Source organism: Sphingobium sp. DN12 (assembly GCF_051058005.1).
In the GTDB taxonomy this organism is placed as follows: Bacteria; Pseudomonadota; Alphaproteobacteria; order Sphingomonadales; family Sphingomonadaceae; genus Sphingobium; species Sphingobium yanoikuyae.
Genome location: NZ_CP173720.1, coordinates 38556 through 47701, shown reverse-complemented (window position 1 = coordinate 47701; position 9146 = coordinate 38556). Strand labels below are relative to the sequence as shown.

Here is a 9146-nt window from a genome sequence, read left to right as displayed (position 1 = left end):
ACCTCCCTGACTTGGCAGAAAGGCTTCAAGGTGGACGACTTTTACGCCGCCCGCAGCGGGACTATCCCGCCACTAGCGTGGCCGAATATTGCTCCGCCGTTCTCACGTTGAGCAATTGCTTACAAATGTGGGCGACGACGCCCATGAAATCACCCTTGCTACCGAGACGATCATAACAGCCCTCAAGCTGCAACGTGATGCGCTCGCGATCCAAAGCTCTCGCCGTAGAGCACGCTTCGGCTCGATGCTCCTGCTCATGATCCCCGTGTTCTTCGTAGGTTTGATGATTGGCGCATCATACGGGATAGATGAAGGTCGGGCGCGGGAGCGTGAAGCCTTAAAGTATCCGATGATACCCCAGCTGTCCGTAGATCGTGGCGGGCTCAAAACTGACGGAAGGTAGAGCGGTGGCAGCTGCCACCGCTTGCGATCTCTTGATGGGCTATGGCCTCATGAGGCACGATGAAGAAATCTGACAGGGCAAAGAAACAAACCGCCAAGGTAATCGAGGCGGCTGCACGCGCCCATGAAGCTCTCGATTATTTCAACGGCAACGTCACAAATCCGTTCGATGAGTTAACATGGCCCAGTATTGCCGAAGGTTATCTTCTAGTCGCGCAGAAGGCGGTATCAGACGCCTTGGTCGCTTTGGAACGCGCAAACAGCGTTGGCTGGACCAAGCACGGCCAGTAACTATCGTCCTGGCCCTTCCCGCGAACGATCGCGGTTCCTAGATCGTTCGCTCTGCCGCTTCCGCTCCATCGCGGCTACCGATCGCTCATGAATTGTAGGCGTTCGCCCTGCCCCCACAAATTGCCGCACCTGGTCGGCAAGCTGGCGGTCAGCTGGATCGCTGCTTGCCTCAAGGCGCTTGGCGGCGGCTAGATAGCGGTGTTGCGTCTCAGTCCATGCCTGCCGCCCGCGCACCACGAAATCCGGAGCGGTGGACCGCCCCGCCAGCTGGTCTCGCGCGGCCGCAGTGATCTTCTGATTGGCAAACGGTGCAGGTGCGGTGCCGGCCATGTAGCGCTGCCGCATCCGATTCAGGGCCATGCTTTGACCAGCTCGGCCGACACCGCGCGCTGCGCGAGGCGTTGCCTCGGCAGTAACCCCCCTCGCCCGCAATTCCTCGGCAAAGCGCTCCCGGTAATGATGCAGCGTTTGAGGTCGCGGGTTGAAGCGTTTCCCCGTGTCACCGCGCGCTGCAACCGTCACATGCACGTGAGGCCGTGGTGTGTCCGTATGCAGCGCCAGGACGTAATCCCACTCATGCCCGATCTCGCTCCGCGCGACTTCGCGCACCGCTGAAAGAACCTTGTCGGGGTCTGTGCCTGCCGGCATCGAAAAAACCATGCTCACGGCGGCTACGGTAGAATTGTCACGCCAATAGACAGGATCGCCCCAATCGCGCGCCAGCGCCGCCCGATCTTCCTTGTCAGTCAGAATGTCGCCATCGCGCGTTTCAAGCGGCACATCGCCTTTTCGGCCGATATAGTCGAAATGCGCAGCCGCGTGGTTCTTGCCCTTCGGCCTGCCCGTAACCTTGACCATGACCTCCGGAGCACGGCTGACAATGCGAGCAAGCCGCGCCCGGGTGCTCCCGCCCTGGCCTGCTCGCCTCGAACTAAGCGAGCGCAGCAACATGTCGGCGCCGCGCCTGTTCGGGTCGCTGGTCAGCTTTGGTTTGAACAGCGCGGCGAGCTGGCCCGCCTCAAAGCTGCTGTCAAAGTCGCTCACCGGGCACCTCCCAATAGACAAGATCGGCCTTCGTGGCTGCACCGATACCTTCGACGGCCGCGCCGATCGCCGCGCGCAGGTCGTTGACCTTATGCAGCTCGCCGGCGATCTCCGCTGCATTGTCCGCCAGCGCCATCTTGTTCGCCGCTCGGGCGATCTGATTCACGTTGCGGCCAATGCGCTGTAACGCCTGACGGCAATTCAACAGCTCTTCGCGCAACTCGCGATCGACAGGCGCGGCAATGCCGATGTGTCGCCGCACAAGAGCCATCGCCCAGGTCGCCGGGGTCATGCGGCGCTCCTTTGCGCGATGGCGGATCACGGCCAGTTCGGTTTCGGTGGGCCGAAGATAAAGGCGGTGCTCGCCAGCGGCCTCGCGGTCGGCAACAGGCGCGGCCTCGATGGCCGCCCCGGACTGCCTGAGCACCGCGTCAACCAGCTGACGCATGAAGGGGCCGCGCCCTCCCCTCGTCTGCGCGAGCGCGTCGATCTTTGCGAGCTTGGCCGCCTCGATCTTGAAGCCCAGCGTCTTTTCCATGTGGGGTAGGTATCTCCCAACCGTGAAGCGCGATCCGATAGGATTGAGCGTATCGGTTAACATTAGCCGCCGCAAGGCTTATCCTGCCATAAAGTAGATACCTACCCCACAAACAAAAAGCGGTGGCAACTGCCACCGCTTCAAAATTCCACGCCGCCTCAATGCTGAGTGAACGTGGACGGTAAAAGCTATCAGAAGTCGAAGGTTTGGGGCGCAGCCTCGCCGTCGAACCGAACCGTGACCTGGCCGCTGAGAACAATCCCGCGACGGCCCTGAATGATGATGGCCGGTGCGTCGTTGGCCTCTTTCGGCTGACGGGGGGTGCGCGGCTTGTGATCGGAACGCTCGGCAAGCGCAGCGCCCTCCCCTTCCCGCTCGTCGTCGCCGGCATCCAGTTCGGGCCGCTCCCGACGCTCATCTGCTGCACTGGTGGCAGCTGCCACCGGCGCGCGCGATTCTTGGGGCAGCGCTGAATCGTCATTCGGTTTAGCGGCGCCGGCCTGAGCGCTCTCTTCATCGGGACCGCCTTGGAGCGTGGCAAGAAACTGCTCGCAGGCGGCGGCTGTCGGATTTTCATTCGTGACCACGAAATTGCGCGTGGCCTCCTCGTCCAGCTCGATCGCGTGTTTGATGGCGACGGCGGCGCGCGGAGAACAATTCTTCAACGCGGCAAGAATGTCCTCGGGCAAGGTGCGCAGCGAGTAGAGGCGCTTCACTTCCGAATGCGGCTTGGCGATGCGCGCGGCTAGATCCTTTGTCGAAAGCGTGTCACTGACGCGGCTCGCGATGAAACTGACGCGCTCGGCCAGACTTAGGGCTTGGCGTTGTTCGTTCTCAAGAAACTGGTCGAGGCCAATATCGCGTTCGGCGTCGGCCTGATCCAGAACGGTGTCGATCTGGTCGAAACCAAGCTGGCGGCACGCGCGGTAGCGCCGCTCGCCGTATCGGATGATGTAGCGGCCGTTCGATGTTGGCGCGACGACGATGGGTTGCAGCAAGCCGCGGTCCTTGATGGTCGCGGCCAGTGCATCAATCTCGGCCTGGTCGAACTCCCGGCGAACCTGCGCGGGGTCTGGATCAATGTCAGCGAGCGGAAGGCGCTGAAACCGCCCAGCTGCCTTGAACTCGGTATTCGCGGGGACGGCCGAAAAATCCATCGCGTCCATATCGAAGTCGGCAAAGCTCTTCTTCGCCGGTTTGACAGCTGCCTTGCTCATGCGGCTTCCCTCTCAGCTTGATCGACAATGTAGGAGACGACTTCGCGCAGGACCGGCGCGCTGCGGCGCGTATCCTTGGCAAGTCGCCACACGGGAATTTCGAGAAGGGCCGCCTCGCGCATATGCTCGCGGTGCGGGATGGTATGCGGGACAACATTGGCGGGTAGCGCCTGCCCGATCCGCTCCATGAGCATTTTAGACACTTCACTCGTCGTCTGCACACGATTGAACACGATCCCGAAGCGGGTTTCGTTGCCCTCCCCCCGAACCTTATTGGCAAGGCTGATGCTTTGCGAAATCTCGTTGAGCGATTGCCGTGCGGTTTTGTCGGGGTCTAAAGGCACCGCGACATAATCGGATGCGATCAGCGCCATAAGGTTGCGGCCATCCCAAGCCGGGGCCGTGTCGATCACGCAATAGTCGTAGTGCTTGGCAAGGCCGGCACGAATGGCGCGAACATAGGCGGCGATGTGCTGGCCCTGCTGCGGGCCGTCAGTCGTCAGTTCGACCACTTGCCTCGTGTTCTTGAAGCAAGCCAGCGCCGGAGGTTCCTCGACGGGGGCGAAGTCGAGTATCGACTGAACCGGCCCGATCTGCTCGAACTCGGCTTTCAGCATTCCGGCACTGTGGCATTGCTTGTCCAGGTCAAGGACCACGACACGCTTGCCCTGCTCGGCCAGATGCCACGCGATATGACAGGTAAGCGTGGTCTTGCCGATGCCACCGCGCTCATTAGTCACTACGATTGTTCGCATTGAGAATCCCTTCAATGGCTGCGCCACGGGCTACTTGTGCCAGCGGTTATGGGCGGCGCTATTTCCCGATCCGAAGCGATACTGCGACTGCATATACCATGGGTTCGGATCGTCATTCAGGTGAAGGCCCTTGCGCTTGCGACGCGGGCTGGTTGGTTCGGTCGGTGGATCTTTGCCGAAGATAGCCGCCAGCACGAAAGCTGCGACCACGGCCACGCCCCACCAGCCAAAGGCAGCGTGGGCCAGCGTGGCGACAATAAGAGCCACGATCAGCATGAGCGCGCCAGCTGCGATCAGCAGGATAAGCCACGCCAAAAGCATAGCCGTCCGTAGCGCGCTTGCTGCACGCCGGAGTTTGCTGACGATCTGACGGCGCATAGTGACCTCCTAAGCTGTGCGGCTCTCGCCTCGATCGGAGCCGATCAGCTTAGGGAAAGGCTGCTCCCTAAAGATGTTCGGCACTTGAGTTCGCAGTGCGTGGGACATTCGGAGCGCCGTTATCAAAGTGGCGTCCTGCCTGCCGTTCTCGATGGCGGCGACTGTTTCAGGTGAGACGTGAATCCTCGCCGCCAGCTCGGATTGCGTAAGTCCGGCAGCGATGCGCAAGCTCGCTACACGATTGAACAGTTTGGCCGCCACAAATGCCTCGCAAAATTAAACCCTATTATCGTTAGGGTCTATGAGAGGCATTGTCCACAAAAAAGGGCGGCCGCTAGGCCGCCCGTCTTATGGGGAAAGGGAGGGGGCTTAATCAGCCCCGCCCCTCGTCAGGATGCCCAGCCCCTCAGCGATCAGGTCCACCGAGTAGCGGGTTTCGCCATTGCTCTCGTAGCTGTTCTGGCGGACCCGTCCGGTGATGTGAACGAGGTCGCCCTTGCCCAGATCAGCGGCGCGCTCTGCCAGCTGGCGGAAGAACGTCACACGGTTCCAGTGCGTATCGGTCTTCCATTCATCGCCATCCTTGCGGTTGTAGTTCGCGGCGACGGAAACGTGGGTGACTTTATCGGTCGTATCGACACTGCCAACGCGGCCGATGATCCGAAATTCAGCGATGTTCTGCATGGTAGTCTCCTTTGGATAAGCGTTGCTGACGGATTTTTTGCGGCGGAGCTGAGCCACGCGGGCAAGCTGAAAATGGGAGGGTCCGCTTGCGGAAACCCAAGGCCGAAGGCCGGTTTTCTGCTTGCCCGCATTAGTGGCGATGCGCAGTTCGTATCCGTCAGACAGCAACGCCCAAAGGAAACCGCCCGAGTAGATGCAGCAATTTGGACTGGCGGTGGTGGCAGCTGCCACCGGCCATTGGCGCCCATAGGTCGCTGCGCTCGATCGGCATGGGGGCGATTGGAAAACCCTGTCGCGGCTCCGCCGCTCTTTCCCTGGCTGGCAGTCCGTTGACGCGGGCAGGGGACTGCCGGTGGCAGCTGCCACCGGCGCGAAGCCGAACAGAAAGGGCAATCAGCGTTTCCGCTCACGGTGATTTCGCTGAGGGCTGGGTTCTTGCACCTGGGCGGCGCGATGCGCCGCCCATACTCGCTTGACTGTGCTGCGGTCGCAATCGGCCAGCTCTGCCGTTTTGGCAATGCTCTTGCCCGCCTCGCGCAATGCCACAATGCGGGCGTGCGTTGCCCGATCGCCTTTGCGCCCTCCGCTGCGACCTGCGGCTTTTGCCAAGGCGATACCCTGGCGCTGTCGCTCGCGGCGATCGGTGTAATCGTCGTGGGCCATCTGTAAGGCGATCTTCAAGAGCATCGCCTGAACAGATTCGAGCACGATGCGGGCGATGCCATCGGCATCGGCCGCGAGGTCGGACAGGTCCACGACGCCGGGAATGGCAAGTCGCGCGCCTCGCGCACGAATTGTCTCAACCAGCTGCTCAGCCTCGGTCAAGGGGAGACGACTTATCCGGTCGATCTTCTCCGCGATCACTACTTCGCCGGGTTGAAGATCGGCAATCATTCGCAAAAGCTCGGGGCGGTCGGCGCGGGCACCCGATGCCTTCTCTCGATAGACCGCCGCGACATAGTAGCCTGCGGCCTTTGCTTCGCCCACGATCGCGTCTTGGCGACGCAAATCCTGCGCGTCGGTGCTGACGCGCAGATAGACGCGGGCAATCTGTGGGGCAGGGGAAGGAACGTTCTCAGTCAGCAAGGTCAGGCCCCTCGGGCGGCGATGAGCGAAGCTTGGCAATGCCTGCGTCCGCTTGTGCGATTTCAATTCCGCACTGGCGCGCTCTTGCGCGCAATCGCTCAAGCTCAGAATTGCGGGGGAGAAACATGCGAATGACCCGGTTCCGTCCTTCTAGCGCGATTATGCGCTGCGCAAGATAAGCCGCCTCATCATTCAAGGCCTGGTGCTGTTCCTCCGCCTTGCGTAGCTGGCGCTCCCACGCTCGCTTTCGAGCTTTCGCGCGCCGCCTTTCATCGCGGTGTCGAGCATCAATCCTTTTTTGGTCCTGCTCTCTGGCCGCTGCTTCGGCCGCGCTAGCGGCAACTTCCTCTTCCCGCGCCCTATCAGCATTTCGCTTCGCAATGAGCGCATCGAGCACGGCCGCGTCCGTGCCGAGATTGTTCATCACCCATCGCATCCGTCTGTAGGCCTTTGCTTCGATCTGTCCGATCGAACCAGGCGAAAGCCCCACCACACTTGCCACTGTTCGCTGCGTTTGCGCTTCCCCCTCGGGACCACCAATCCTTAGGCGCACAATTTGCTCTTCTCGCGGTTCGAGAGTTGCTAGCAGTTTGTCCATAATGTGAGGATCGTTGATCCGCTCGATCGCGCTGCCGCCGAGGCTATCAGCCGAAGCCGTTGCGCTATGGTTCGCCGTCTTGGCAAGCTTCGCATTAAACAGCGCGATCGGTGACTGCATGTTCATTATCCCATGTTCCAGCACGAACATGGCGCACAATCTATACCATCTGCGCTAGGCGCGAAAGCCATGGCGCAAATAGCTTCTAGAGCAACCCTATTGCGCCATGCTGCCCGTGCCGACATTCTGCGCCTAGCCAGAAGGACGCGAACACGATGCCAACCATATACCTGAAACGAACATCGCCGTTGATGGCCCAGCTCGGGGCCAACATCGCTCGCGAACTAAAGAAACTAGGCATAACTCAAGGGGAGTTGTCCGAACGCTCGGGCGTTGCGGCGTCACATATTTCATACATGGTGCGCGGACATGGTAATCCAACGCTTGCTACCTTGGAGAGCCTTGCCGATGCTTTCGGATTATCGGCTGTCGAATTATTGGCAGCGGATAGCACTTCCCGCGACAAGTCCTGAAAGGCAGTCGCTTTATTTGATCGGAACAATCTATGTCCAGTAACCCGCCCCGCGAATTTGACCGACTGCTACAAGATGCGCCGCTGGTGCGGGCAATGGGGGGAGCACTCTCGATGTTTGCCACGCTGCTTGCGCGTCAAGGCATTGTCGAGGCGAGCGAGGTTGCAAACTTGCTGGGTATCTATGCGGTCGCCACAAGCGAAGTCGATAATGAAGAGGGCATGATCTTGGGATGCTGGGCAGCTATGATCCGCGACGTGGCGGAGCAACAGCGCACATCTGCTCGCAAATAGCCCCGGCGCGCACGGCGCTAGCCGTGAGCCGCTTCGATCTTCTGGGCAAGCTCGGCCAGGTGATCGGAATCAAGTAGATCCTCGGCGGTAAGATCGGCCGCGAAAAACTCGCTTCCGCTGGGTGGCGCGCGATCGGCGGCGAAAGCGGCCAGATAGGGCCGCGCCTCGTCCGTGGCGATCCAGCGCCAGAAAGCATTGCCCTGGCCGAATAAACCGCTCTCGAACATATCGAGCCGTGCTTGTGCGAAGTCGGTCAATTTGCGTCTCCTGACAATCAGTCGGTTCGGCAAAAAAAGGGAGGCCGAAGCCTCCCTTTGTCTTACTGGAACAGTTTGATGAAAGCGGGCGCGAGGCCGATGACTGCGAGGACGAAACCGACGCTGCCGATGACCCAAGTTTGTGCCGTCAGCTTGCTTTCGATTCCCTTGTTCGCCTCCTGAACCTTCACGGCGATATACTCCTCAATAGCCTCTACAACTTCCGCTGCGGCGTCGTCGGACAGATTAGCCGCTTTCAGTGCTCTAAACAATTTGATGTGCATCCGGTTCTCCTTCTCGTTGGTGACGGGAGACACCCGGCATGGGCACCGGCGCCGGCTGTCAGGGACCGCGAAGCGGCCGCGGTAGCGGGCGGTGGGGGAGCCGATTTGCGCAGCAAATTGGGGGAACCGCCGATCCTTGAAAGCTGGCGCGCACCCATGCCAAAATGCCACGACACACAGAGAGAAGAGATTGCGCGGGGCGGGGTTCGATGCCCCGTCCCGCGCTCTGCATGGCACCGAGATCATCGGTTTCGCCCAGCGGGCGAAAAGGGGCGGGCTAAGCCCGCCCCTCCGGCGTCAGCCGGATTGGCCGCGCTTCGCCTTGGCCGCCAGCACGACCGCGACGACTTGCGGATAGACGCATTCGCCGCGCTCGATGTTGCGGATGCCGGGGCCGTCGAGCACGTCCTTGATACGGTCCTCGATGATCTGGCCCAGCTCGGCCGCAACCGCCTCGATGTCAGCACTCGTCTTGCCGATAAACATCGGGTCTTTCGGCCACATGCTTTCCGCGTCGAAATGATCCTTATCGTTCAACGCGGTCGCCAGCGCCTCGATCGCAGCATTTCCAAGCGCACGCTCGAAAGCCAGCTGAGCGAACAGACGATGAGACATAACAACCTCCTTGTTGCCGGAATTGGCGAGGCCAAGGGGAGGGCAGCGCCGGGTCGGGTCAGGGACCGCGAAGCGGCCGCGCTAGCGGGCGGTGGGGGAGCCGATTTGCGCAGCAAATTGGGGGAACCGCCGATCCTTGATGCGGCCTGGTGCAGCCCTCATGCTAGGAAG

At 61.0% G+C, this 9146-nt stretch carries 15 protein-coding genes; 3 read left to right on the top strand and 12 right to left on the bottom strand.

Annotated elements, in window-relative coordinates; translation table 11 throughout:
• The first annotated feature begins 462 nt into the window (after positions 1-462).
• Entirely contained in the window at positions 463-693 is a 231-nt protein-coding gene (locus ACI6S0_RS26860) for a hypothetical protein (protein ID WP_020819802.1), read from the top strand.
• Here ACI6S0_RS26860 and ACI6S0_RS26855 read toward each other — a convergent pair whose 3' ends face one another.
• From ACI6S0_RS26855 to ACI6S0_RS26815, 9 genes are all read right to left on the bottom strand, one after another.
• Positions 694-1737, bottom strand: coding sequence for a relaxase/mobilization nuclease domain-containing protein (locus ACI6S0_RS26855; protein WP_021245546.1), 1044 nt, complete (start codon positions 1735-1737; stop codon positions 694-696).
• The gene (mobC, locus tag ACI6S0_RS26850) at positions 1724-2275 is read right to left on the bottom strand and encodes a plasmid mobilization relaxosome protein MobC (protein ID WP_021245545.1); all 552 of its coding nucleotides are present in this window, start codon (positions 2273-2275) and stop codon (positions 1724-1726) included. The genes ACI6S0_RS26855 and mobC overlap by 14 nt, the downstream gene beginning before the upstream one ends.
• A gap of 191 nt (positions 2276-2466) precedes the next feature.
• Positions 2467-3492 carry a ParB/RepB/Spo0J family partition protein gene (locus ACI6S0_RS26845; RefSeq protein WP_059153603.1) on the bottom strand — a complete coding sequence of 342 codons (1026 nt, stop codon included), beginning with the start codon at positions 3490-3492 and terminating at the stop codon, positions 2467-2469.
• Complete coding sequence (locus tag ACI6S0_RS26840) at positions 3489-4247, bottom strand: ParA family protein (protein ID WP_197524567.1); 759 nt, start codon at positions 4245-4247, stop codon at positions 3489-3491. Before ACI6S0_RS26840 ends, ACI6S0_RS26845 begins: the two co-directional genes overlap by 4 nt.
• 30 nt (positions 4248-4277) lie before the next feature.
• A complete protein-coding gene (locus tag ACI6S0_RS26835; RefSeq protein WP_228168057.1) occupies positions 4278-4625 on the bottom strand; it encodes a hypothetical protein in 348 nt (115 codons plus the stop codon).
• A 9-nt stretch (positions 4626-4634) separates the two neighbouring features.
• Positions 4635-4886, bottom strand: coding sequence for a helix-turn-helix transcriptional regulator (locus ACI6S0_RS26830; protein WP_059153604.1), 252 nt, complete (start codon positions 4884-4886; stop codon positions 4635-4637).
• A gap of 108 nt (positions 4887-4994) precedes the next feature.
• Entirely contained in the window at positions 4995-5309 is a 315-nt protein-coding gene (locus ACI6S0_RS26825; RefSeq protein ID WP_030540874.1) for a single-stranded DNA-binding protein, read from the bottom strand.
• Between the two features lie 393 nt (positions 5310-5702).
• Positions 5703-6395, bottom strand: coding sequence for a recombinase family protein (locus tag ACI6S0_RS26820; RefSeq protein WP_030540873.1), 693 nt, complete (start codon positions 6393-6395; stop codon positions 5703-5705).
• Positions 6385-7143, bottom strand: coding sequence for a sigma factor-like helix-turn-helix DNA-binding protein (locus tag ACI6S0_RS26815; RefSeq protein ID WP_051768229.1), 759 nt, complete (start codon positions 7141-7143; stop codon positions 6385-6387). The genes ACI6S0_RS26820 and ACI6S0_RS26815 overlap by 11 nt, the downstream gene beginning before the upstream one ends.
• A gap of 125 nt (positions 7144-7268) precedes the next feature.
• Here ACI6S0_RS26815 and ACI6S0_RS26810 point away from each other — a divergent pair, with 125 nt between their 5' ends.
• Together ACI6S0_RS26810 and ACI6S0_RS26805 are read left to right on the top strand one after the other, a co-directional pair.
• Positions 7269-7526: a helix-turn-helix domain-containing protein gene (locus ACI6S0_RS26810; RefSeq protein ID WP_081215339.1), complete on the top strand. Its 258-nt coding sequence runs from the start codon at positions 7269-7271 to the stop codon at positions 7524-7526.
• Between the two features lie 32 nt (positions 7527-7558).
• Entirely contained in the window at positions 7559-7819 is a 261-nt protein-coding gene (locus ACI6S0_RS26805) for a hypothetical protein (RefSeq protein WP_225870704.1), read from the top strand.
• A 17-nt stretch (positions 7820-7836) separates the two neighbouring features.
• Here ACI6S0_RS26805 and ACI6S0_RS26800 read toward each other — a convergent pair whose 3' ends face one another.
• The 3 genes from ACI6S0_RS26800 to ACI6S0_RS26790 all read right to left on the bottom strand — a co-directional run bounded on the left by ACI6S0_RS26800 (position 7837) and on the right by ACI6S0_RS26790 (position 8975).
• Positions 7837-8076: a hypothetical protein gene (locus ACI6S0_RS26800; protein WP_006953912.1), complete on the bottom strand. Its 240-nt coding sequence runs from the start codon at positions 8074-8076 to the stop codon at positions 7837-7839.
• A 62-nt stretch (positions 8077-8138) separates the two neighbouring features.
• The gene (locus ACI6S0_RS26795) at positions 8139-8360 is read right to left on the bottom strand and encodes a hypothetical protein (protein WP_004213291.1); all 222 of its coding nucleotides are present in this window, start codon (positions 8358-8360) and stop codon (positions 8139-8141) included.
• A gap of 297 nt (positions 8361-8657) precedes the next feature.
• Entirely contained in the window at positions 8658-8975 is a 318-nt protein-coding gene (locus ACI6S0_RS26790; protein ID WP_006953908.1) for a hypothetical protein, read from the bottom strand.
• Positions 8976-9146 lie beyond the last annotated feature (171 nt).